This is a genomic window from Ardenticatena maritima, from assembly GCF_001306175.1.
In the GTDB taxonomy this organism is placed as follows: domain Bacteria; phylum Chloroflexota; class Anaerolineae; order Ardenticatenales; family Ardenticatenaceae; genus Ardenticatena; species Ardenticatena maritima.
The window spans coordinates 308,535-331,807 of sequence record NZ_LGKN01000003.1 but is presented as its reverse complement, the minus strand read 5'-3'; the positions used below and the strand labels follow the sequence as shown (position 1 = coordinate 331,807).

The following is a 23,273-nucleotide window of genomic DNA, read 5'->3' as shown; positions in this document are numbered from 1 at the left end:
AAAGCGCCCCGGGCCTTATTGAGCAGATGAGAACACAGACCACCGTAGCAAGCGCCACAAGAAAAGCGGATTGCCTATCAAATACCGACGCCACAACCGCCGCGGCTCAATCAGCAAGCGCCCCAACCATTCCAAACCGTGGTCTGTCATCCAGCGGGGGGCGCGTGGCACAACGCCTGCGAGGTAATCAAATGCTGCCCCCACGGGCAACGCCACGTTCACGTGCAAATCATGCCAATTTTCATACAACCAGCGCTCCTGGAGCGGCATCCCAAATCCCACAAGAAGCAAGTGGGGTCGAACAGAGTTGATATGCGCTACCACGGCACGGTTCTCGGCGCTTTCACGACGCTTGTCGAAATAGCCATGATGCGTCCCCACAACGAACAAACCTCGTGCGGCTTCATCACGCTGCAAGGCAATGGCTGCTTCACTCGCAATACCTGGGCGTGCGCCAAGCAAATAAACACGCCAACGCTGTTGTGCCGCCAGCCGCGCCAAATCCGGCAACCAATCAGGCGGTGTCATGCGTTCGGGCAAATGCCGCCCCACCAACGCCGCCCCCCATTTGACGCCAAATCCATCGCAAAACACCAAAGCGCTTGTGTTCAAGTATTCACGAAACCAGGGCTGTTCATACGCCAGATTCATGGCACGCACATTGACGTTCGTGACAATAGCGCGGCGGTCTTCGGCAATGGTGCGCGAAATATAGTCAAGCAGTTCATGCAGGTGCACAGGGTGAATACGCACACCGAGCAAGTCAATCGGCTCAACGGGCGCTGGCAAAGGTGTTGTATCAAACAGGGGTGTCCACTCTGATTCATCCTGAGGTGATGAGGAAAAGTTGTGCATACGTCTTCGTCCATTTGATCGTCTTGTTTGGTGCATCTCCATTAGGGAGATTGCTGCAAGGCATCCAGTTCTTTGCGCGCCGCTTCGTGTTGCGGGTCTGCGTCTAACACCCGTTCATAGGCGCGGCGTGCTTTCTCTATCAGCCCCATATCGCGATACAAGCGGGCAACGCCAAGTTGCCAATCCACAGGAATATCCAGCGGCGCGATACGGTCAAGCGTTTGTTCCGCTTTTGCCGCAGCGCCAAGCTGCCAGTAGAGTCGCGCCATGTTCAATTGCAAATTGGGCGGTGGGTCGAACGCCCACAAGTCATCCAACGCTTGCTCGGCTTCGGCGGGACGTTCGGCTTGCATGGCTGCTTGTGCATAACTATACCATACCCACGGCGAATCCGAGCCTTTTTCAACCGCGCGGCGAAAATGCTCCAGTGCCGTTTCCCATTCGCCGCGTTCGCGTGCCAGAACCCCCAGCATATTCCAGGCGCGCCAATCATCAGGCCAACGCTCAACGATACGCGTGTACCATTGCTCCGCTGCGGCGGTATCCCCCTGCTTGCGCGCTACCTCAGCCGCAAGGAAATACAAACCAGCCGTATCCGGAAATTGCCTCACAGCATCATCCAACAATGCGGCCGCCTCATCCCAGCGTTCCAATCCCATAAGGATACGCGCCTGCCGCTCATAGAGCCACGGCGCATCCGGACTCAAGGCAAGGGCGCGCTCATTCGCTACGAAGGCTTCCGCATACCGTTCCTCAGCGAGGAGATACCCCGCCAGCACACTCCACGCCTCGCCATTCTGCGGATCACGCTGCGTCGCCACTTCGGCCGCTAAAATCGCCGCCTCGCGCTGTTGATCCCGCCATAATGCTTGCGCCTCCATCACAAGCAAAAATGGCTGCATGGCATTGCCCGCACAATAGCGTTCCGCCGCCGGCCGGTCGAGACGGCGCAACGCTACACGGCAAAGCCCCTTTTGGGCGGGAAACGCCGCACGCGCATCATGGCGCGCCAGTTCCCAATGGTATGCGGCGCTATCCCACTCGCCTGCATTGAAGGCGGTATTGGCTGCCAACAGGTGCAACGCCGCAGGCGCATCATCAGGCAATGGGGTGGGCACGCCTTCTTTCAAAGCACGCACCAACAACAGGTTTTCGCGCGCGTGTGGCACTGTCAAAAGCAAACCCGCCAGACTTGCAACAAGCGTCATGAGCCCCACACGCCCGCGCAACGACAATTGTCGCCATCTTTCCGCCAACATCATGCGTGAAGCCGCTCGCGCTCGTATGCAATCACCCGCCGCAAAATATCGTCCAAGCCCAACTTGGGCGACCAGCCCAAAAGCGTGTGAATGCGTGTGATATCAGGTACACGCCGCTGCATATCTTCAAACCCCTCGGCATACGCCTGCTCGTAGGGGATATGCACAATCGGCGATTGGCTTTCCGCCAAGGCGCGCACACGCTGCGCTAATGCATTGATTGTCGTCTCCTCGGTGGACCCAATGTTGTACACACGCCCCGGCGCATCGGGATGAAAGGCTAACCCAATAATCGCCTGCACGACATCACTCACATCACAAAAACAACGGCTCTGCTCCCCGTCGCCATAGACGGTGATAGGCTCACCACGCAACGCCTGGCGCACAAACCGCGGAATCACCATGCCATAGCGTCCCGTTTGGCGCGGGCCTACGGTGTTGAAAAAGCGCATAATCACCACAGGCAACCCAAATTCACGCTGGTAGGCAAGCCCCAAAAATTCATCCACCATCTTGCTGGCGGCATACGCCCAGCGGCTACGGCTTGTAGGTCCCAAAAGCACATCATCTTCTTCGGCAAAGGGGACTTTGCTCCCCTTCCCATACACTTCGGACGTGCTGGCGATAAGGGTACGACACCCATAGCGCAACGCCGATTTGAGCACCGCCTCCGTTCCCATAATGTTGGTCTCAATGGTGTGCACGGGGTGTTCAACAATCAATTTGACCCCCACCGCCGCCGCCAAATGCACAATCACATCCGACTGCGACGCCAGACGGTCCATGACAATCGCGTCGGTAATGCTGGCACGCGCAAAATGAAACCGCTCATGCGGCAACAAGTGGGCAATGTTTTCCAAACGTCCTGTGGAAAGGTCATCCACAACCGCAACAACATGTCCTTGCTCAAGCAAAGCTTCGGCCAAATGCGAACCGATAAACCCTGCACCGCCGGTAATCAAAAAACGTGTTGGGCTTTGCATACAACCTTTTCCTGTTGGTTTCTTTGTGGAATGCAGAGGTCAGTATATGCATGATTGCTCATCATGTCGAACATTCAACAGGCTTGCATCTTCCCCGTTCTCATGCTACCACTTGCCCCAACACACACAGTAAGGATGAACAAGCCCATGACCCGACGCATTTTGTTTGTTGACCACGCCGCCGGACTTGGTGGAGCCGAACGCAGTCTGTTGCTGCTGTTGCGCACACTCGACCAGACGCGCATCAAACCGCACCTGGCAACGGTCGAAGGCGACCTGGCGGCAGAAGCCCGCCACCTTGGCGTTCCTGTGCACATTGTCCCGTTGCCGCGCCTGCGCAACCCCTTGCGCTTTTTTCTCGATTGGCACATCGGCTCGTGGGGGCTGGTACACGTCGCGCGCGCCATCGAAGCAGACGCCCTCTACGCCAACACAGTACGCGCCGCCATGTTCGCCGCGCCCGCCAGCCGCATCGCTCGCCGTCCCTTCATCTGGCACATGCGCGATTTCTGGCTCAGCGAATCACGCCCACGCTTCACATGGGCTGACACCCTCATCAAGCGCGCGCTCTGCGCCACTGCTCGGCTGGTTATAGCCAACTCACACGCCACCGCCGCGTATCTCCCTTGCGCCAACACCGCCCAGGTGGTGTACAACGGGCTCGCGGCTGACGCCTTCGCGCAAGACCCCGCCTGGCGCGAGACCTTCCGCCGCCAGCACCACATCCCGCCCAATGCGCCCCTTGTGGGCATGGTCGGGCGCTTGCGTCCCTGGAAGGGGGCACACCGCTTTGTGGAAATCGCCGCCCACGTCCACGCGCACCGCCCCGACGTTCACTTTGTCATCGTAGGCGGCACACCGCTCACACGCGATATGGAATACCCGCGCTTCGTGCGTGCGCGCGTCGCCGAACACGGCCTGACGCGCTTCATCCACTTCACCGGCCACCTGACAGACGTTCGCCCAGCCCTCGCCGCCATGGACATCTTCGTCCACCCCGGCGACCCCGAACCGTTCGGCATGGTCGTGCTCGAAGCCATGGCGGCTGGTAAACCCGTTGTTGCTTTTGCACACGGCGCACTGCCCGAACTGGTTGAACACGAACAGACCGGCATCCTTGTGCCCCCTACCGAAAGCAGCGCCGCGGCAAACGCCATTCTCGCGCTGCTGGAACAGCCCGAACGAGCGCACGCATTGGGCGTTGCAGGGCGTGAACGCGCCCGAAACACCTTCTCCATCGAAACCACTGCGACGCGCATTGCCACCCTGCTGGAAGAGGCGACAGGAGCGCACCGGTGAAACACCACTACGTGTTGGACGCACGCACAGCAACCAACCACTTTCCCGGCATTGGGCGCTATGTGGCGCACCTCGCGCACGCCCTCGACCGCCTGCTGACGCCCGATGAAGAAATGACGGTGCTCTACCGCCCCAACGCTCCCGCACGTCAGCCGGTCTGCCCACACGCCTGGCAACGCACAACCTGCCTGCCCATCAACACATCGCCGTTCACGCCGCCCCAACAATGGCAAATCCCATCGCTCTTGCATCACCTGCGCGCCACTCTCTACCACAGCCCCTACTACCTCATGCCCTACCGTCCACAACGCCCAACCTTGCTGACTGTGTACGACGTCATCCCCCTGCGCTACCCCTACTACGTCTCATGGCGGGCGCGCTTGCTGTTCCGCCTCATGAAGCGCCTGGCGATTCGCACCGCCGACGCCATCATCGCCATTTCACACGCCACCGCGCGCGACATGCAAACCTTTTTCAACGTGGATCCAACCCGTATGCACGTCATTCCACTCGCCGCCGACCGCCATTTTCGCCCTTTGCCCCCCGAAAAACAGGCCGAAGCCCGCACGCGCATGGGGCTGCCTGCGCGCTACGTGCTCTATGTCGGCTCGAACAAGCCACACAAAAATCTCACGCGGCTTGTCCGTGCGTGGGCAACCCTGCGCCCCCCCGATACCACACTCATTATCGCCGGCGCGTGGCTACCAGCCTACCCGGAACCGCTCCAACTAGCCATGCATTTGGGGCTTGGCGAGCAACACATCCGCTTCCTCGGCCCTGTGGAAGAACACGACCTGCCCGCGCTCTACGCCTCCGCGCTGGCGTTCGTCTTCCCCTCGCTCTACGAAGGCTTTGGGCTCCCCGTGCTTGAAGCCATGGCGTGTGGCGTCCCCGTCGCATGCAGCAACGTCTCAAGCCTGCCCGAAGTCGCCGGCGAGGCCGCCTTGCTCTTCGACCCTCACGACGCCAACGCAATCGCCGCCGCGCTCGAACGCCTCCTGTACGACACAACACTCCGCGAGACGCTGGCGGCGCAAGGGCTGGCGCAAGCCGCACGCTTTTCATGGGAAGCCACCGCCCAACAAACAGTGGCGCTCTACCGCCAAACAGCCAACGGGTGAAACGCCCCCATGACGGCATCGTTTTGCATGTTCCACTCACCAATTTCCTCTCCCCAATTTGCCTTTTCGCCTCTCTTTACTACGATTGCGCCTACTTTCACAAGCGGGAGAGGAAAGCCAGCCCTATGAAACGCAAAAAAGAACTGCTGATTATTTTTGCCATCATCTTTGTCAACCTGATTGGCTTTGGCATCATCATTCCCCTCTTGCCACTCTACGCCGTCGAATTTGGCGCTACCGAGTGGCAAGTGGGCTTACTTTTCGCCTCCTACTCCGTGGCACAATTGATTGCCACACCTGTTTTGGGCGCACTCTCCGACCGATATGGTCGCCGCCCCATTTTGCTCCTGAGCCTGTTGGGCACTGTCATCTCGTTCGTGATGATGGCGCTGGCCAACTCGCTCGCCATGCTCTTCCTCGCGCGCATCGTGGACGGCATTTCGGGGGGGAACATTCCCACAGCACGCGCCTACATCAGCGACATCACCACGCGGGAAGAACGCGCCGGTGCCTACGGCCTGATTGGCGCCGCCTTTGGGTTGGGGTTCATTTTGGGGCCGGTGCTGGCCGGTCTGCTTGCCAACTTTGGGCTTGCCGCTCCAGCCTGGGGTGCGGCGCTTCTGGCGGCGATTGCCCTTGTGATGACTTTCTTCGGCTTGCCGGAAAGCCACACCGAACGCGGTCCTATGCGCATCCAGTTTCCCTGGCACGATATTCCCGAACTGCTGCGCCGTCCGGTGCTTGGGAAATGGCTGGTCATTGACCTGGTTTATTGGGCTGCCGCCGCCGTGTATCAGACCACATTTGCGCTCTTTGCCGCTCAACGCTTCGGCTTTGGCGTGAAAGAAGTCGGCTATGTGCTTGGCATTGTGGGCACGATTGGCGCGCTGGTGCAAGGCGGCGCTGTACGCATCATTGCGCGCCGCATCGGTGAACGCCGCACGCTGGCGTACGGCTTGCTCTTGGGGGCCATTTCCCTGGCGGCAGCCGCCTTCACCTACCACCCCATCATCTTCGTCGCCATTCTTGTCCCTGCAGCCGTGGGGCAAGCCATGGCGCAACCGGCACTCATCGCGCTGCTCAGCCAATCCGCCGACCCCCGCGAGCAAGGGCGCGTGCAAGGCGCCAGCAGCGCTCTGGAAAGTTTGGGGCGCATTATCGGCCCTGTTTGGGGCAATAGCGCGCTGGGCTGGTTTGGCGGCTGGGCGGCTTACTTTTCCGCGGCTGTTGTGCTGTTCATCGTGGGGCTTTTTGTCCTGGTTCGCATGCCCGCCACAGAAGGCGCGCCCCTGCCGGCTTCTTCCCGTCCGTCTTGAAACGCGCTTCAAACCGCCAAAGAACGCCAATAAAAAAAGCGACGCACCATGCAGGTGCGTCGCTTTTTGCGTGAAGAGAAGGCTTGGCGGTGTGTGTTGATTTACTCACGCTCTTCGGCGCGGAAGTAGCGGGGGGCAATCACCCACATCCCGAACATGACGACAAACGCTGCGGCTCCCAAAATGGCTTCCATTGTGCTTGCTCCTTTCTGTTCCTTTGGTTTCTTGTTTACGCACTTTGCGGTTCAGAGACGTAAGCCGGATAGCCGTGCTCACTCACATCCAGGCCTTTTTCTTCGTCTTCGTCGGGGACACGCAAGCCCATGGTCTTGTCCAGCAGGGTGAAGAGCACGAACCCGACGCTCCCCGTCCAGGCGAGCAAGGCCACCACACTCACCACTTGCGGAACGATGAGGCTGGTGCTGCCTGCCACCAGACCCGCCACATCGCCATATGTGCCATCCGCAAAAATCGCGACCGACAAGACACCCCAAATGCCCGTTGCGCCGTGTACTGCAAATGCGCCCACAGGGTCGTCAATTTTGAGCGTGCGCTCAGTGAACGAAGTCGCCCAGAGCATAATCGCTCCACCAATAGCCCCGATGACAATCGCCGCCCACGGAGCAATGAAGGCGCACGGCGCTGTGACAGCCACCAACCCGGCCAGAATGCCGTTGCATGTCGCCAGTACATCAATGCGTCCGGTGCGCATCAAGCCCACATACATGACCAGCACGCCACCCGCCACACCAGCCAATGCCGTATTCGCGGCGATAATCGAGATACGCAATTCAGTCGCTGCCAATGTGCTGCCGGCATTGAAACCGAACCAGCCGAAGAAGAGGATGAAGACCCCTAGCACCACATACACAACGTTATGCGCGGGTATCGTCTGCGGGCGGCCTTCAGCGTCAAAGCGCCCTTTGCGCGGTCCCAGTTTCCAAGCGCCGATGAGCGCCAACACACCGCCCACCGCATGCACCACACCAGACCCCGCAAAGTCCACCGCACCCAATTCACCCAGCCAACCGCCGCCCCAGACCCAGTGACCATAGACGGGATAAATGAGCGCGCTCACGAGGAACGAGTACGCCAGATAGGTTTCAACCTTCGTGCGTTCGGCCATCGCGCCGGAAATAATAGTTGCCGCAGTCGCCGCAAACACCATCTGGAAGAGCCAGAGCAAAATCGTGTTCACGTCATAGGCGGCGTTCAGCAGGAAGAACCCCGACGTGCCAATGAAGGCGTTGCCGGATTCCAACCCCGGCGCACCCGAACCGCCAAACATGAGCGCAAAGCCGAAGGCAAAGAACGCCAGTGCCGCAATACAGAAATCCAACAGGTTTTTGGTCAGAATGTTGACGGTGTTTTTGGCGCGTGTCAGTCCGGCTTCCACCAGGGCAAAACCCGCCTGCATGAAGAAGACCAACACCGTCGCCAGCAACACCCACACAAAGTTGACCGGCGCCCAGGGGTCGGCTGCGAGCGTCGCCGCACCGTCGGGATCGCCGCCTTGGGCAAAGGCCGGCGTGCTCCAGACCGCCAAGAGCACCGTGAGTACCAGTCCGATCGTGATGAGACGTTTCCGCATAAACAAACCCTCCTCCGTTCAGGTTGACAGGGTGAAAGCAAAAAGTGCACGCCCCTGCTGGGGGTGCACTCGGCATTGAGCGCTCTGCCGGCTTCCATCGTGCTTCTATGGTACTGTTGCACAAAAGGATTTGCTACGGGCAAGAGCGGCAAAACAGATCGCTGTTCAGTTGTGCAAGGTGCGCAAACATTCGTCAGAGGGGTACCCAAACGGAGAAGAGCGGCTACCGCCGATGGTCGTGACGTTCGGACGCGCCCGGCGCTTCACGCAACAATTCCAGCCCATGCGGCAAGGCAGGCAAAATTGTTTGCAGATTTTCACGCACGGCTTTGGGGCTTCCCGGCAAGTTGATGATGAGCGTTTGCCCACGCATGCCCGCCGCCGGGCGGCTCAGCATGGCATGGGGCGTCACCTGCAAACTGGCAACGAGCATCGCCACCACCAGCCCCGGCGCTTCACGATCAAGCAGTGGGCGGGTGGCTTCGGGGGTGCGGTCGCGCGGGGCGAAGCCTGTGCCCCCCGTGGTGAGGATAAGGTCGAGGCGCACATCGTCCGCCCAATGGCGCAAAACCCGCTGAATCGCCTCCACGTCATCAGGAACCACGGCACGCTCGGCAACCACCGCCCCCGCCAATTCGGTCTCGATGAGTTCAGCAATCACGGGACCACTGCGGTCTTCGTATTCGCCGCGTGCTGTGCGGTCGCTCACGGTCAAAATCCCAACGCGAATTGTGCCTGTGCTCATTGCATGTCCCCCTCTTGGTTTTATGTCAACCCAAGTTGGCGTGCCGCTTCCACGGCTTCGACTTTGTTATGCACGTTGAGTTTGCGGTAAATGCTCTTGATATGCGTGCGTACAGTGCTTGGGGCAACGGTCAGTTGCTCAGCAATCTGGGGGGCTGTCAAACCGGCGGCGAGCAAGCGCACCACTTCGATTTCGCGCTCGGTCAATGGTTCTTCCAACACCATTGCAGACGCCGGCATGTGTTCGCCCTGCATCATGTCCAGCAGGTCCGCCGCAAACGCCCAAGCATCGCTGTCGGGTTTGTGGCGGCGAAACGCCAGCAACATTTGCCGCATCAGTTCGCCTTCATCCAAAAAGAGGCGCACGTATGCTTCGGGAGCAGCCAGGCGCAAGGCTTCTTCCAGCACATCCAGCGCCGCCGTCAAAGTGCCTTTCTGGTAGAGCGCCATCGCACGCAACAGACGCAGTTCAATACGGTGCCGCCCCGCCAGCCCAGGCGAAAACGGCATGGCGCGTTCCAACATCTCCAACGCTTTGTCCGGCTGACGGTCGGCAAGATAGACGCGCACGAGCACCAGCATGGTGAGTTCGTGCATGGCGGGCAAATGCTCACTCTGTCGCCCGTTGGGCTGGCGTGCCGCCCAGGCGCGCGCCTCTTCCAAACGCCCCTGGCGCAACGCCAGAAGCGCATCCAGCGCCTGCAAATCACGCTGGGCGGAGAGCAGGGGCAACCGCGCCACATGTTGACGCACAATCTCCATCTGCTGCGACGCTTCTTCCGCTCGCCCGCGCGCCTGCCAGATGAAGGCGCTCATGGCGTGCAAGCCCATGACAAGCACGGGCATCTCGTCGCCCACCATCGCCAATGTCTGCTGGATGAGCGCCTCGGCTTCGTCGAGACGGTTCCACTGGTAGAGCAATTGCACCAAACCAAACGCCGCCACGCTCCGATAGAAAGGGCTTTCTTCCTGGTTGAGCAGAAAGCGAAACTGCTCGGCGGCAAGGCGCAAATGTCCCTGCATCAGGTGCAACGCCGCCCGCATGAGGCGAATGGGCGTCCCTTCGGCGCGCTGTGAGAGCCTTTCAATTCGCGCCAGGGCTTCATTGGCGGCGTCGTTTTCACCTTGCAGGCGGTAGGCGTAGGTCAGCATGAGCGAAAGCAGCCCCCGCAATAAGGTTTCATCATGCGGCAACAAATCCAGCGCGGCTTCGGCATGCTCCACCGCCAGGTCAGGCTTGCCGTCGGTCAGGGCGGCGTATGCGTGCAGGGCTTCCAGTTGCCCTTCGAGCAAGCGGCGTTCATCAGGGGGAAGCCCTTCGGCTTGTGAAAGCACCTGTTCGGCAAGGGCAATCTGTTCATCAAGCAGGTGGCGGTGTGTGGGGTCGAGCATGGTCCACGCAAAGAGCATCGCCATGTGCGGTTCGCGCCGCCGCCAGGCGTCGGGCAAGCGTTCCAGCCAGGTGCGCACGGTGTGCCATTCCCCTTTGAGCAACATGACCGGCCCGGCGTGCTGTAAGAGTGAAACCGCCAGGGGCCATTCTTCGGCGGCAAGCGCATGGTGAACCGCTTCGCGCACCATGTCGCGCGCGGCATACCGGTGCGCAGCGCGGCGGTGTACCAGGCGCACACCCTCAGGGTGTTCGCGTTTCAGCATGGCGCGCAAGAAGGTTTGCATCAGTGGGTGGTAGCGATACCACTCGCGGCGGGCGTCGAGCGGTTCGATGAACAGGTTGCGCTGTTCGAGTTCATCCAGCAGTGCGCGGCTATCCTCACGCTGAAGCACGGCGTTGCACAAATCAGCGTTGAACGTGTCGAGTGGGGCGGTGAAGAGCAAGAAGGTGCGCACCGTTTCCGGTTGTTGCACCAACACTTCCTGCGCGAGATAGTCAACAATGTAATGATGGTCGCCTTCAAACGAATTGAGCAGGCGCTGGACGTCGCCTGTTTCTTGCAACGAAAGCGCCGCCAGGTGCAACGCTGCCGCCCAGCCATCGGTGCGGGCTTCCAGCGTCGCCACCACGTCATCCGCCAGGTGCAACCCCATGATTTCGTTGAGAAACGCGCCGGCTTCTTCGATGGTGAAGCGCAAATCGGCGGCGCGCAATTCGCTGATACGGTTGCGCACGCGCCAGCGCGCCAACGGCAATGGGGGGTCGCTGCGCGTGGCGAACACGACATGCACGTTGGGCGGCTGGTGTTCCAGCCAGAAGGTGAGCGCGCGATGAATACCCGCATGGTGGATAAGGTGGTAATCGTCAAGCACCAGGATGACGGGTTCGCCGAGGTCGAGCAGGACATTGAGCACATTCATCACGAAGGCGTGCTCGTCGAACGGTTGGGGGGCTTCCAGCCAATGCGCCACCTGTGCCACAGCAGGCCAATGGGTGCGCAACGCTTGCACTACATACGCCCAAAACCGCACCGGCTCGTTGTCGGTTTCGTCAATGGTGAACCAGGCGACGGGTTGGCGGCGTTCACGCGCCCAATGGGCGAGCAAGGTGGTTTTGCCATACCCAGCGGGCGCCGAAACCAGCGTGATGGCATTCTGCACAGCGGCGTCGAGTGCATCGAGCAGGCGCGTGCGCACAACCAGTGTTTCCCGCGTGGGGGGAATGCGCCATTTGGTTGCCAATAACAGGGTGGTCGGTTCTCGCTCGGTCATCGTCTCTCATCCTCTGGGCTAGGATTGATACCGTGGCGCTGAAGGGCGTTGTGCAAGGAACGCACTGAAACCGCCCGGCGGTCTATCTCCCGCCAGGGGTCGGGTTTTTGCGCCAGGCGGCGAAAAATGGTGCGCACGGTGAACCGTTGGGCGTGCATGTCGGGACGTTGCACGTCGCGCCAGTCAAGCGGTGTGGCAACCGGTGCACCAGGACGCGCCCGAACGGCGTACGGGGCGACGGTGGTTTGCCCGTAGGCGTTGCGCAGGTAATCGAGGAAGAGCCGCCCCCGGCGTTCTTCACGCCGCAGGGCGGTGGTGTAGCGTTCAGGGAATTGCCGCGCCAGGTGTTCAGCAATGGCGCGCGCCAGTGCGCGTGTTTCTTCAAACACGGCGTCGGCTTGGAGCGGCACCACGACATGCAAACCGCGCGAGCCGGTTGTCATGGCAAACGCGGGGACGTCGAGTTGCTGCAATGTAGCGCGCAAGTCGAGCGCGGCGCGGCGCACCACCTCAAACGACGCGCCTTCGGGTGGGTCGAGGTCGAAAATGAGACGGTCGGGGCGCGTGATGTGCGGCACACGGCTCAGCCACACATGGGGGGTGATGGTGGCTTGCGCCGCCAGGTACACAAGCGTCGCGGCGGTATCGAGATAGACTTGGGGCTGGTGGCGCTCATCTTCATGCACATAGACAGACCAGCGGGGCATCCAGTCGGGAAAGTAGTCGGGGGCTTCTTTCTGGAAAAAGCCCGCTTCGGCAATGCCATTGGGGAAGCGTTGTAGAGAGACGAGGCGACCACGCACATGCGGCAACATGGTCGGGGCGATACGCTGGTAATAGCAGACCAGATCGCCCTTGGTCAGCCCATCATCGGGAAAGAGCACCTTGTCCCAACGCGGCACTTCGATTGTGCGCCCGTCAACTTCCACACTGCGCGTGGTCATGCGCTTGCTCCTGCATGGTTGCATTGCACGCTACACGATAGCACAAAACAAGAGGCATCAAAAGCCGGTTTTTCGGGTATGATGGGGGAAGGAAAGAGGGCACGCGCTCTTTGGAGGGGGCGTCGCCCTCGTGTATGCCGCAAGTGCCTGAACACTCCGCCCCATAAACAAACCCCGTGTGGGTACACGGGGGTTTGTTGGGTGCGCTCACGCCGATTTACGCTTCGGCTTCTTTGAGTTTCTTGATTTCCTCAATGAGCAACGGCACGATCTTGTGCAGGTCGCCCACAATGCCGTAATCGGCGATTTTGAAGATGGGCGCTTCGGGGTCTTTGTTGATGGCCACGATGTACTTGCTGGTGCGCATACCGGAGATGTGCTGAATCGCGCCGCTGATGCCGATAGCGAAGTAGAGTTGCGGCGAGACCGTCTTCCCGGTCTGCCCCACCTGTTCTTCGTAGGGGCGCCAGCCGGCGTCCACCACAGCGCGGGTTGTCCCGACAGCTGCGCCGAGCAGGTCGGCCAGTTCTTCGATAATCTTGAAGTTTTCAGGACCGCCGACGCCACGCCCACCAGACACCACGATTGAGGCTTCGGTGAGTTCAGGGCGTTCGCTCTTCGAGACTTCCACTTCGAGCACTTCGGTGCGTGGTTCGGGCAAGTCGTCCACGTCGAGTTCTTCAACATCGGCGGCGTCACCATCACCGGGCTGGGCGACAGGCCAGGTGTTGGGACGCACGGTTGCCATCTTCACGTCGCTAGCAATCTTGACGGTGGCAATCGCCTGCCCGGAGTACATGGGGCGGATGAAGAGGATGTCGTCGTCTTCCACGCGCAAGCCGGTGATGTCGGTCGCCAGGCCGGCTTTCACACGCGCCGCCACGCGAGGCGCAAGGTCGCGCCCGGTGGGGGTGAAGCCAAACAAGACCAAGGCGGGCTCTTCATCTTCGATGAGTTGCGCGAGAATCGCGGCATACGGTTCGACGGCGTACTCAGCCAGCCCTTCGTCATCGGCAACGAACAACACGTCAGCGCCGCGCGCCCCAAAGGTTTCAGCCAGGCCGTCGGCGTCCAGTTCGTTGCCAATGGCGAGCACCGCCACTTCGTAATCGAGTTCATCAGCCACTTCGCGAGCGGCTGTCAGCATTTCGTAGGTAATCTTCTTCGGCTTCCCGTCCGCCAGTTCGGCCACAACCAGCACTGTTTCTGCCATGGGAAAACTCCTTCTGCTTGTTTCAAACGCCACACTGGGCGGTTATCGTCGCGATTAGATGACTTTGGCTTCTTCGTGCAGCAGGCGCACCAGTTCGCGCACCACTTCTTCGGGTTCGCCTTCGAGAATGCGACCAGCGGTACGCGCCGGCGGCGGTTCGAGTGTTACCACTTCAACGAGTGGTTGCAGTTCGTCAGTGTCCACGCCAAGGTCGTCGGCGTTCCAGACGGTGAGCGGTTTCTTCTTCGCACCCATAATGCCGCGCAGGCTGGGGTAGCGGGGTTCGTTGGGTCCCTGCGCTTCGGCGAGGACGCAGGGCGTGGGCACTTTCACCTTCTTCACGCCGCCTTCGGCTTCGGCACGCACGATAATGTAGCCGTCGCCCACTTCTTCGACGGTCATCACCGCCGAGACATGCGGCAAATCAAGCAGTTCGGCGAGCATGATGGTGGTTTGGGCGTCGTTCGTGTCGGACGATTGCATACCGCCCCAAATGATGTCATACTCGCCAATTTTTTCGATTGCGGCGGCCAGCACGCGCGCCCGCCCCAGTGCGTCCAGGTTTTCAAAGGCTTCATCCTGGCACTGGTAGGCGTCGTGGGCGCCCATGGCAAGCCCCTTGCGAATTGTTTCCTGGGCTTCTTCGGGGCCAATGTTGAGCAGCGTCACGGTGCCTTCGCCCAGTTTTTCGACCAGACGCAAGGCTTCTTCAATGGCGTACTCTTCGTTGGGACCAATTGCCCATGTTTGCACGGCTGCGAGGTCCACGCGCCCATCGCGCACCGTCACGGGGTCCGCTGTATCGGGCACGCGCTTCATCGGAATGATGATTCTCATTGCCAGCCTCCATCGGGGGTTGCTCTATCACTTGTTGTTTGACGGCGCGGCTATTGTATCAAGCCTTGCAAAGGGCGTCAAATTCAACCAAACAATCGTTTGGTTGGGGAATTGTTGTATCACGGGGTTTCGAGACGCACGTGGGCAATCACCAGCATATCGCTGCCATCAGGAAGGCGCAAACGTTGCCCGGTTTCGGCGTCGTACACGCCGACGACAAGGCGATACGTACCGGGGGGCACATGCGGCGGTATGCTCAGTTGATGGTCATCGGTGATGTATTCGTCCGCCACCCACGCCGAAGAAGGCACAAGCGGCAGATGGTCGCTCACGGCAAAAAGTCGGCTTTGCTCGTCCAACAGTTGGACAAAGGTGCGCAACGATGGTTCAGGTGTGCGGCGCGGCTGCCACACCAGCGTGATGGGCACCGTGTCGCCGGGGTGCAGAACGGCGTCGGGGCGGGGCCAGGCAATGTTGACACCGTAGAGCACGACCATATCGGCAAAAAGCACGTCCATCTGCTCCGCCACGGCGGGCGGCGTGAAGGTGTGCGGGCGTTCTTCAACCGTAAAGCGCCCCAGGATGATGTGGTCTTGGCCGTCGGGCGTCGTGAGGCGTGCGCCGGTTTCGCGGTCATACAATCCCGCCTGCAAAACCCACTCGCCGGCGGGGCCCGTGGCGGGAATGCGCAAGGTATGCGGGTCGCGCACCAGGTCGCCGGCGCGCCAGCGTGTGGTGGGGAAAGCGCCATCCACCGGCGGCACGTCGCGGGCGGCGCGCAGTTCGCCGTTGGGGGCAAAGGCTTGCACAAACACCCAGTAGTCGCGTTCGAGATTGCGCTGGGCACGCCAGAAGAGCGTGAGCGGCAAGGTATCGCCCGTGCGCACGGTGCCGGTAAAGACCGTGGCGCCAATCAGTTCCACCGCCTCGCCCAACGGCGCCCGATACCACTGGGTGGCGGGCACGGCTTCGGCGGGAAGGGCGTGCGGGGGGCGCACAACCTCAATGTCGGCGAGACGCCAGGCGGGGGCGATTGGTGCGCCCTGCGGGTCGAGTACGTCGAGCGTGCGCCCATCTTCGGCACGGTAGAAGCGCAGTTCGATGTGGTAGGAGCCGGGCGGTGTGCCGGGGTCAATCAGCAATCCGACGCGCGTCAGCGGCGACTCGGTGGGAACGTCCATCTCGCCCCAGACCTTGCCGCGCTCATCCACTGCTTTGATGACGGCACGCGGTTGGGTAGCTTCCACGTCCAGCCCCAAAAGCATGGAAAAGACCCCCACACCGGAAGCCACCTGGGGAGACGATGTCGCCAACGTGGTCAACCGCACGCCATCGGCAAAGGCAAGGTTGAGCGTCTGCGGGGTGGATTGAGGCGCACGCGCCATCAGCCAGAGACGTGTGTTGCCATACCATTCATCCCACACATAGACGCCCGCGGTGTGCAGGCTTTTGGCGAGGCGCTCTTCCAAAATGCGCCCCTTGACCTGATAAGCGGGAAACCAAATGCGCGGATGTTCCGCATAGAGGCGTTGCACGCCTTCCCGTCGTGCGGCTTCATCATCCGACCACACCAGCGGAATTTCGATACTCTTCAAGCGGCGGTCGGGCACATAGGCGCGCAAGTAGCCTTCTTGCCAGGGGTACGTCCAGAGGTAGGCGTCGCCATCGGTCTGATGTGCGGCGATGTAGGCCAGAAGCGGGCGGTAGTCTTCATCCGCGTAACGCGGAATGGTGTAGAAGCCCGCAAGGCTAACCGCCATGGCCAGGGTCGGAATCATGAGCATGCCGGTGGCGCCGGTAATGGCGCGGCGTGGTTCAACACCGGGGCGCGTGGCAAAGCGCCACATGGCTTGAATTCCCAGCACCACCAGCATGAGATAGGCGGGCAAAACGGGAATCAACTGGCGCTCAATGCGTGGGTCTGTGAATGGAGCCAGCAGGTTGACGATGAAAACCCCCACGAACGGCAAACCAAACCAGATGAGCAGAAGCCCGGTCTGGCGGCGATAGGTACGCCAGCCATACACGCCTCCGACGATGGCAAAGCCCAGCACCACAGCGGCCGCCGGTGCAAGCCATTCCTGCTGCGGCATGAGATGTCCCAATGCAAACGTGCGCACATGCCGCCAGAGGAACATGAGGGGCGTCAGCGGCTCATCGGCTTCGATGGCGACTTTGCCGCGCACGTAGGTATAGAGACGCGGCGCGGCATAGAGCACCCAGGGCGCATAAGCGAGCAGGCTCGCCCCCAGCGCCATGCTCAAATGGCGCAGTGAGGGCGCGTGTGCGGCATGCCGACGCCACCACGCCCACATCAGCACAATCGCGGCGACGATGAACGCGGCGTAGTACTGGGTGTAGAGTAAGGCGGTCAGCGCGCCGGCGAGCACCGCCCCCCAAACAGGGCGGCGCGTTTCACTCCATTCAACCAGCGCAGAGACGGCGAGGATGGTGAGCAGCAAAAAGAGGGCGTACATGCGCACTTCTTGGGAGTAGTAAATGTGAAAGGGGGCGGTTGCCAGAAGCGCCGTTGCCAGCACCGCATCATCCCAGCCAAAAAGGCGCCGCGCGACACGCCACATCAGCGGCACCGCCAGCACGCCCAGCACCACACTGAGCAAGCGGGCTTGAAGTGCGCCCACGCCCACCAACCCAAACCAGATTTTCAAGAGGACGTAGTAGAGCGGCGGGTGAATATCCAGCGAGGTCAACTCAACCAGCCGCCCAATCGGCTCGGTGGCGAAAAAGATCGAGTAGCCCTCATCCCACCAAAGCGGTTGGAGATTGAGCGCATGGACACGCAAAGCGGCGGCAAGCACCAGAAGCCACCCCAGTGTCAGGAGTGTCCGCTGGCGGTTCGTGAGACGGTATCGCGTTGGGCGTCTCTGTGCTCGGCGTGCCATGCGCTGCCTCACCTTCATTCAAGCAAAAGCCCGGTGCTTCCCGCAGAAACACCGGGCTCATTTTCAATGCAACGTGACTAGCCGCAAATCTCCGGCTTGACGCACTGGAAAATCACCGTCGCGACCTGGTGGCCACTGCCGCCCGGCTCACACGGACCGGTATCGAAGTCCACCACCACGTCGTTGGAAATCTTCTCGCCATTGGGCGAGTAGAGCGCCACCGAAATGGGGTCTTCAAGCAAGCCTTGCTGCCAGCGCCCCCAGTCCCAACCACCTTCGCCCAGGTAGCTATACTGCGGACCGGTCGGCGCATCAATGATGGTGCCATACAGGTTCACCTTGACGACCAACCCGTTGACGGGTGAACCGCCCGACGTGTAGACATAGCCTTTGACCTGGTTGCCCCCACAGTTCGGTTCCCACTGCGTCAACGTGCCCTTGTAGGGGAAGGGGAACGTTGGTGTCGGTGTTGGCGTCGGCGGCGCGGGGGTCGCCGTGGGGAGTGGCCGCGGCGTGTTGGTCGGCAATGGGGTCGCCGTCGGTTCAGGCGTATCAGTCGGCGTCGGGGTCGCCGTTGCTTCGGGCGTCGGCGTGGGCGAGGGCGTAAACGTCGCCGTCGGCGTTGCGGTCGCCTCAGGGGTTGGCGTGAAAGTTGGCTTTGGCGTCTTGGTGGGTGTGGCGGTAAATTGCGCCTGGGCGAGTTCGCCATTGCTGCCAGAACCGCACGCCACAGCAACCAGAACCAGCAACAACATGAGCGCTATCAGGCTCACGGTTTGCTTGCGTTTCATTGAAAAAGCCTCCTCAGTTCTTCCACATTGCTTTGAAACGGCGGTCAGTATAATCGGGATGGGGCATCACGCAAGGTATTTTGCCCATGTGCACACGCTTACGCGAGAGGCTGAAACGCTCAATGAAAAAATTGTCATCATGCAGAACAAGAATTTTAAGCCAAATCGGGCGTGAAGGGCTTGCCCACCGTTCAGTTTTATGCTAGAATGGCGCTCGCTTACACCACTACATGTAGTATTCAACCTCAACGAAAACCACAACATATAGTTTTTGCAATTTTCAAGCTATTGAGGTTATCCTTCTAAAACAAGTGGGCTCATTGAGGAGGGTTTTGCAAAGATGAAATGCCCCTTTTGCGCAGAAGACCAACACCGCGTCATTGATACGCGCTCGGTCGGTGAAGGGATTCGCCGACGGCGCGAATGCCTGGCGTGCGGGCAGCGTTTTACGACATACGAGCGCATTGCACGCGCCAACCTCATGGTCATCAAGGCAGACGGGCGCCGTGAGGAGTTCGACCAGGACAAAATCTTCATGGGCATCAAGAAAGCCTGCGCCAAACGCCCCATCTCCATTGAAGCGATTGACCGCATCGTCAATGAAATCGAAGCCGAGTTGTACAGCCTGGGGCAATCGGAAATCCCCAGCAAGTTGATAGGCGAAAAGGTGATGGAGCGACTGGCTGAATTGGATGACGTTGCCTACGTGCGCTTCGCCAGCGTCTACCGCCGCTTTGCCGACCTCGACAGCCTCGCCGAAGAAATTCAGCGACGGAAAGCACAAAAGGCGTTGGAAGCCGAACGGCAACGCCAATTGGCGCTGAACCTGTAAACCATCCTTTCGCGTTCCCACCCCACAACGAGGACCACAATCGCACAACCACGCGCCAAAACGTGCGTGGTGGGGTTTTTGTTGTCTGTTGTCAGCCAATCCACAGGATGAATTGGAGGAGGTTTTTTCACATGGTGCAATCGCACACGCCAACCGAAACGCTGGAAACACCGCCTGTCCCAGAACATTTGTTGCAACGCGAGATTCCGCTCACCGAAAACGCGCGCAAAGTGCTGGAAAAACGCTATTTGCGCAAAGGGCTGGACGGCAAGCCGATTGAAACCATTCATGAAATGTTCTGGCGCGTCGCCTGGCATGTGGCGGCGGCGGAAGATGTGCTGGGAGGCGACCGCCAAAAATGGGCCGAAACGTTTTTTGATATGCTGACGCGCCTGGAGTTCTTGCCCAATAGCCCCACGTTTACGGGCGCGGGAACGCCTTTGGGGCAGCTTGCGGCATGTTTCACAGCCGATATGCGCGTGGCAACCATTGATGGGCTCAAACGCATTGCCGATTTGCAAGTGGGCGATTTGGTTTTGACCCATCAAGGGCGTTTCCGTCCAGTCACACAAACAATGCAACGTTCATACAATGGCCCGCTGTATCGCATCAAGGTCAAACTGATTGGAACGACGTTAGAGGTAACACCTGAACACCCGCTTCTGACGCCAACCGGTTGGACACGCGTCGAGGATTTGCGTGTGGGGGATAAGGTAGCAGTCGGCTTCCCGCAGGGCGAAATCCCAGCGCCAACGTTCGACCTCGCTGAATTGCCGTTTCCTGAAGAAATTGAAAGCGAAGCCACTAAAACCCAAGTGCGTGCACGACGCCCTGCAACGTACCAACATTCGGGGCGTCAATCGCAATGGTGCCGGCGTTTTATCACACTCACACCAGAATTTGCACGTCTCTGTGGGTACTATGTCGCTGAAGGAACGATTGATACTGAAGGGCGTTACGTACGATTTACATTGAGCACCGAAGAACGCGAGTATCAGCGCGACATCGTGAACCTCATTGAGTCCACGTTCGGCATCTCGCCTACCGTCAACGATTCACAGCAAGGGCGCTGGACGAATATTGACCTGTACAGCCGCACCATTGCGACCTGGTTCCAGGCTCATTTCGGGCGTGGTTCGGCGCACAAGCGGCTTCCAGCCTGGCTCCTCTTTGCTTCGCGTGAGGTGCAAGAAGAGTTTCTCGTCGGTTTGTTCCGTGGAGATGGCTTGTTTTTTGAACGCATCTACACTGTCAAGGGACGGAAAAGCCCAAAGACTTTCCGATCTTTCCGTATCACGCTCGCCAATCCCGGGCTGGTACATCAAATTTGGCAAATGGTTCTTCGTCTCGGCTACCACGCGGCTATCCGCCCGACTGATACCACTTACGTCACGCCCAATGCGAGTGAAACCGCCCAAGTCAGCATGCCGCCACTCCAATCACGTGATTTGATTCATCGTATCTTTGGTATCGAACTACCAGAGCCAGATGAACGTTTTGTGCGAACATATGTCACGGAGATTGATGGGCGTCCCTTCTTTGAAATCGAACGCATTGAAATTGTTCCATTCAGCGGCACAGTCTATAACTGTGAAGTCGCCGAAGATCATTCCTACATCACCGAAGGTATCGCCGCCCACAACTGTTTCGTCCTTCCTATCGAAGACGACATGGGCAAAATCGAAGGCGGTATTTTCGACACGTTGCGCAACGCGGCGCTCATCCAGCAAACGGGGGGCGGCAATGGGTTCTCGTTTAGCCGCTTGCGCCCCAAAGGAGCGCCTGTGCATTCCAGCGCAGGCATCGCGACAGGCCCTGTGGGGTTCTTGCGGGTGTACGATAAAGCGTTCGGTGAAATCGCCCAGGGTGGCTCGCGGCGTGGCGCGAATATGGGGGTTCTGCGTGTTGACCACCCCGACATCCGCGAATTTATCTCGTGTAAAGCGCAGGAAGGCGAACTGGAAAACTTCAACATCTCCGTCGCCATCACCGACGCCTTCATGGAAGCCGTCAAGAACGACGCTGAATTCGAGTTGGTCAGTCCACAAGATGGCAGTGTGTGGGAGCGCGTGCGCGCCCGTGAGTTGTTCGACGAGATTGTGAAATACGCGCACCACAACGGCGAGCCCGGCGTGCTCTTCATTGACGCCGCCAACCGCGATAACCCGGTGCCGCATTTGTATGAGTTAGAAGCAACAAACCCATGCGGCGAACAATGGCTTGGTCCCTACGAAAACTGCTGCCTCGGCTCGGTCAATCTGGCGCGCCACCTGGCGTGGGAAAACGGCCGCGCCCGCCTCGACTGGGAGAAACTAGCGCAGACCGTCCGCAAAGCCACCCGTTTCCTTGACGATGTGGTCACCGCCAACAAGTACGTGCCGGCCGTGCCCGAACTGCGTGAAGCCGCGGAACGCGCCCGCCGTATCGGGCTGGGCATTATGGGGCTGGCGGATGTGCTCTACGCGCTGCGTGTGCGCTACGGTTCGCCCGAAGGGCAAGAACTGGCAGCGCAAATCATGGAATGGGTGCGCTACCATGCCATGCTCACCAGCATCGAACTGGCGCAAGAGCGTGGTCCCTTCCCCGCTATCGAAGGTTCCATCTACGACCCGAACAACCTCAAATGGCAGCCGCCCACGCCGCTGGAACCCTACACCCACGATTGGGGACGCCCCGCCGTCGAGTGGGAGCGCGTTGTGGAGGGCATCAAGCGGCATGGGATTCGCAACGCCGCCCAAACAACGATTGCGCCAACAGGCACGCTCAGCACGGTCAGCGGTGTGGAAGGCTACGGCTGTGAACCCGTCTTCGCGCTTTCGTACGTCCGCCACGTGAGCGACGGCGACAAGACGCTCGACCTCTACTACTTCAGCCCGTTGTTCGAGCAAGCCCTGACGCATGAAGGCGTGGACGAAGAAACCCGCACGCGCATCAAAGAAGCGGTGGCGCTGACGGGGAGTTGCCAAAACGTGGAAGGCGTCCCCGAAGCGTTGCGCCATGTCTTTGTCGTGGCGTCGGACATCACGCCCGAAGAGCACGTGCGCATGCAAGCCGCACTGCAACGTTTTGTGGACAACAGCATCTCCAAGACCATCAACTTCCCCGAAACCGCCACGGTGGAAGATGTCGCCAAAGCCTATTTCCTGGCGTGGGAACTGGGATGCAAAGGGATCACCGTCTACGTCACAGGCTCGCGCGAGAAGGTGGTGCTGGAAACCAAGAAAACCCTGCTCGAAAAGAAGGGCGAAAAGGCGAGCGACGCTCTCAAGCAAAGCGTGCCCGTTTATCAAGCCGCCGAGCAGCAGACGGCACAGCGCAAGGCGCGTCCACGCTCGCTGACAGGCACAACCTACTTCATCCATACACCACTGGGCAAAGCCTACGTGACGGTGAACCGCGACGAAGAGGGGCAACCCTTTGAAGTGTTCGCGAACGTGGGCAAAGCCGGTTCGGATATTGCGGCGGTGAGTGAAGCGATTGGGCGGCTCATCAGCCTGATTTTGCGCCTGCCCTCGCCCATGTCGCCTGAGAAGCGGCTGGAAGAAGTGATTGACCAGTTGAGCGGCATTGGCGGTGGTCGCCCCATGGGCTTTGGCGCGAACCGCGTGCTCAGCCTGCCCGATGCGCTGGCGCGCGTCCTGAAAGAAGACCTGCAAAAGCATGGCGCTCCCGTGCATGAAACGGGCAACGGCAATGGCTCACATGCGCCCACGCCGCCGCCCAGCGCCGAGCAACCCGATCTCTTCCGTGGGGTGTTGAACGCGGACATCTGCCCCGATTGTGGGCACGCCAGCCTTGTCAACGAAGAAGGGTGCCGCAAGTGCTACTCGTGCGGCTATAGCGAGTGCTAAACCTGCCTGAGAGCAAAGAGCGGCGCACCGAACATGTGCGCCGCTCTTTTTTTGGCGGTTTTCCCGGCGG

At 60.0% G+C, this 23,273-nt stretch carries 16 protein-coding genes; 5 read left to right on the top strand and 11 right to left on the bottom strand.

Annotated elements, in window-relative coordinates; genetic code table 11:
* Positions 1-15: 15 nt before the first annotated feature.
* The 3 genes from SE16_RS01515 to SE16_RS01505 are packed head-to-tail and all read right to left on the bottom strand — an operon-like array spanning position 16 to position 3,097.
* On the bottom strand, positions 16-855 hold the full coding sequence (locus SE16_RS01515; RefSeq protein WP_200907246.1) for a WecB/TagA/CpsF family glycosyltransferase: 840 nt from the start codon (positions 853-855) through the stop codon (positions 16-18).
* Positions 856-896: 41 nt separating this feature from the next.
* The gene (locus SE16_RS01510; RefSeq protein ID WP_160316968.1) at positions 897-2,063 is read right to left on the bottom strand and encodes a tetratricopeptide repeat protein; all 1,167 of its coding nucleotides are present in this window, start codon (positions 2,061-2,063) and stop codon (positions 897-899) included.
* Positions 2,064-2,113: 50 nt separating this feature from the next.
* Positions 2,114-3,097 (bottom strand): GDP-mannose 4,6-dehydratase, encoded by a 984-nt coding sequence (locus SE16_RS01505; protein WP_054492782.1) that lies wholly within the window; start codon positions 3,095-3,097, stop codon positions 2,114-2,116.
* A gap of 147 nt (positions 3,098-3,244) precedes the next feature.
* Here SE16_RS01505 and SE16_RS01500 point away from each other — a divergent pair, with 147 nt between their 5' ends.
* Genes SE16_RS01500 through SE16_RS01490 form a run of 3 tightly spaced genes read left to right on the top strand, consistent with a single transcriptional unit; the run spans position 3,245 to position 6,833 of the window.
* Positions 3,245-4,396: a glycosyltransferase family 4 protein gene (locus SE16_RS01500; protein ID WP_054492781.1), complete on the top strand. Its 1,152-nt coding sequence runs from the start codon at positions 3,245-3,247 to the stop codon at positions 4,394-4,396.
* Complete coding sequence (locus SE16_RS01495; RefSeq protein ID WP_054492780.1) at positions 4,393-5,517, top strand: glycosyltransferase family 4 protein; 1,125 nt, start codon at positions 4,393-4,395, stop codon at positions 5,515-5,517. Before SE16_RS01500 ends, SE16_RS01495 begins: the two co-directional genes overlap by 4 nt.
* A complete protein-coding gene (locus SE16_RS01490; protein ID WP_082374188.1) occupies positions 5,460-6,833 on the top strand; it encodes an MFS transporter in 1,374 nt (457 codons plus the stop codon). The genes SE16_RS01495 and SE16_RS01490 overlap by 58 nt, the downstream gene beginning before the upstream one ends.
* Positions 6,834-7,062: 229 nt before the next feature.
* Here the strand turns inward: SE16_RS01490 and SE16_RS01485 are convergent, their stop codons facing one another.
* The 8 genes from SE16_RS01485 to SE16_RS16300 form a co-directional block, all read right to left on the bottom strand.
* Positions 7,063-8,424 carry an ammonium transporter gene (locus SE16_RS01485; RefSeq protein WP_054492778.1) on the bottom strand — a complete coding sequence of 454 codons (1,362 nt, stop codon included), beginning with the start codon at positions 8,422-8,424 and terminating at the stop codon, positions 7,063-7,065.
* A gap of 223 nt (positions 8,425-8,647) precedes the next feature.
* The gene (locus tag SE16_RS01480; RefSeq protein WP_054492777.1) at positions 8,648-9,169 is read right to left on the bottom strand and encodes a MogA/MoaB family molybdenum cofactor biosynthesis protein; all 522 of its coding nucleotides are present in this window, start codon (positions 9,167-9,169) and stop codon (positions 8,648-8,650) included.
* A 20-nt stretch (positions 9,170-9,189) separates the two neighbouring features.
* On the bottom strand, positions 9,190-11,832 hold the full coding sequence (locus SE16_RS01475) for a LuxR C-terminal-related transcriptional regulator (RefSeq protein ID WP_054492776.1): 2,643 nt from the start codon (positions 11,830-11,832) through the stop codon (positions 9,190-9,192).
* The gene (gene ligD / locus SE16_RS01470; protein ID WP_054492775.1) at positions 11,829-12,776 is read right to left on the bottom strand and encodes a non-homologous end-joining DNA ligase; all 948 of its coding nucleotides are present in this window, start codon (positions 12,774-12,776) and stop codon (positions 11,829-11,831) included. Before ligD ends, SE16_RS01475 begins: the two co-directional genes overlap by 4 nt.
* 217 nt (positions 12,777-12,993) lie before the next feature.
* Entirely contained in the window at positions 12,994-13,989 is a 996-nt protein-coding gene (locus SE16_RS01465) for an electron transfer flavoprotein subunit alpha/FixB family protein (protein ID WP_054492774.1), read from the bottom strand.
* 54 nt (positions 13,990-14,043) lie between these two features.
* A complete protein-coding gene (locus tag SE16_RS01460; RefSeq protein WP_054492773.1) occupies positions 14,044-14,826 on the bottom strand; it encodes an electron transfer flavoprotein subunit beta/FixA family protein in 783 nt (260 codons plus the stop codon).
* A gap of 119 nt (positions 14,827-14,945) precedes the next feature.
* Complete coding sequence (locus SE16_RS01455; protein WP_060687114.1) at positions 14,946-17,729, bottom strand: glycosyltransferase family 39 protein; 2,784 nt, start codon at positions 17,727-17,729, stop codon at positions 14,946-14,948.
* Positions 17,730-17,806: 77 nt separating this feature from the next.
* Positions 17,807-18,520, bottom strand: coding sequence for a hypothetical protein (locus tag SE16_RS16300; protein ID WP_054492771.1), 714 nt, complete (start codon positions 18,518-18,520; stop codon positions 17,807-17,809).
* Positions 18,521-18,860: 340 nt separating this feature from the next.
* Here SE16_RS16300 and nrdR point away from each other — a divergent pair, with 340 nt between their 5' ends.
* Positions 18,861-19,352: a transcriptional regulator NrdR gene (gene nrdR / locus SE16_RS01445; protein ID WP_054492770.1), complete on the top strand. Its 492-nt coding sequence runs from the start codon at positions 18,861-18,863 to the stop codon at positions 19,350-19,352.
* A gap of 131 nt (positions 19,353-19,483) precedes the next feature.
* On the top strand, positions 19,484-23,203 hold the full coding sequence (locus SE16_RS01440) for an adenosylcobalamin-dependent ribonucleoside-diphosphate reductase (protein ID WP_054492769.1): 3,720 nt from the start codon (positions 19,484-19,486) through the stop codon (positions 23,201-23,203).
* Positions 23,204-23,273: the final 70 nt, after the last annotated feature.